Annotated in this window: 2 protein-coding genes; both read right to left on the reverse strand. The window is 33.1% G+C overall.

The features are described 5' to 3' along the window. A partial coding sequence (locus tag WGMM_RS02190; RefSeq protein WP_038249430.1) for an MFS transporter occupies positions 1 to 592 on the reverse strand: 592 nt, incomplete at its 3' end. Positions 593 to 800: 208 nt separating this feature from the next. Next, on the reverse strand, positions 801 to 1,334 hold a 534-nt coding region (locus tag WGMM_RS02195), incomplete at its 5' end, for an MFS transporter (RefSeq protein WP_458694879.1).

Raw genomic sequence — 1,334 nt, forward strand, 5'->3', positions numbered from 1 at the left:
TTTTTAAGTCTCTAATGCTAACTTTTTCCTGTTGAGCATTGCTTTCAGGCGTTACTAAGAACAGCAACAGAGCAAGTAAACACCCAAATGCTGAGAATGTATAGATAACATAATTCCAGCCAAATTTATCGAGTAAGAAGTCTAAAGGTAACCCGCCACATATCCCTCCCAAAATTCCTATAATTATAGATAAGCTGGCCATTCTTGCTGATTTTTCTTGCGCAAAATACATGCTTGCAACTTTAAAGATTCCAATTGCCGAAGCGGATGACCCAATTCCCACAATTATTCTTCCAATTATTGAATAACTCCACTCATCAAAGCATATAAGCGGTAGTGTTCCGGTAAATGTCAAAACGGTACAAGCAGGTAAAACAAACTTTGGTCCAAATCTATCAAGGAAAAGACCAATAGGTATATGAGCTAGCGTATAGCCTACATAGTATAACCCACCAAATTGGCCAACATCTGCAATACTTATGTTAAATTTTGTTATTAATTCAGGCGCAATTATGTTTGGAATTACGCGTAATATATATTGGTATGCATAAAACAGTGACGTCAACAACCAGATTAAAAAATTCCTCTGCAACATGAATCTCAGCTAAAATTTAGGATTATAGATACTTTAGTTATAAAAAACAATACTATATTAATCATCTAAATCTGCTTAGCTCTTTTTACAGCTTATAACTTTAAGTAACCAAAAGCCTATCATTCCTATTAGTAGTCATATAGGTATTATTAACATAGACTTAACCATTACATCAGTTCCATAAAATGGCTTTCCATCGATAATTTCACCGTTCCAATAAAAATTCATTATATTTGCAATAATGACGTGAAAAAAAATAACCAAAACTCATAACTATGGAATTACCTACAGATCCTGCACTTGCTACTGCTTCGTTTTTTACACAACTTACAACTTTAGCAGTAAAAACAATTTGGTATGCAGAAGCAAGACCAATAATGAATAGTAATATACATTCCAGGAGTTCACTACTATTGCATATAAAAAGTAATAAGAACACAATTATCATGGCCATAGCACAAGAAATTATTATTTCATAGTGCTTGGTTGGATTTTTTGCTAATATGTAAGGAAGTAATAAATGCCCAAAGCCAAAGCCTATTAGTATCCATTTTGAAATGCTATATGCAATGTGTCTATCTATAGCGTACATCTCATGCAAGAATGTTGCGGACCACGCATCTGCAAAGCCTTCTAATGGTCCAACCATAAAACCGCCAAACAAACTTATCAATAAAATATCTTTATTAAATATAACTTTGCTTAAATTTTTAATATTTAATTCTTCGTCTGAGGTGCC

Origin of the sequence: Wolbachia endosymbiont of Glossina morsitans morsitans (assembly GCF_000689175.1) — a bacterium.
GTDB classification, from domain to species: domain Bacteria; phylum Pseudomonadota; class Alphaproteobacteria; order Rickettsiales; family Anaplasmataceae; genus Wolbachia; species Wolbachia pipientis.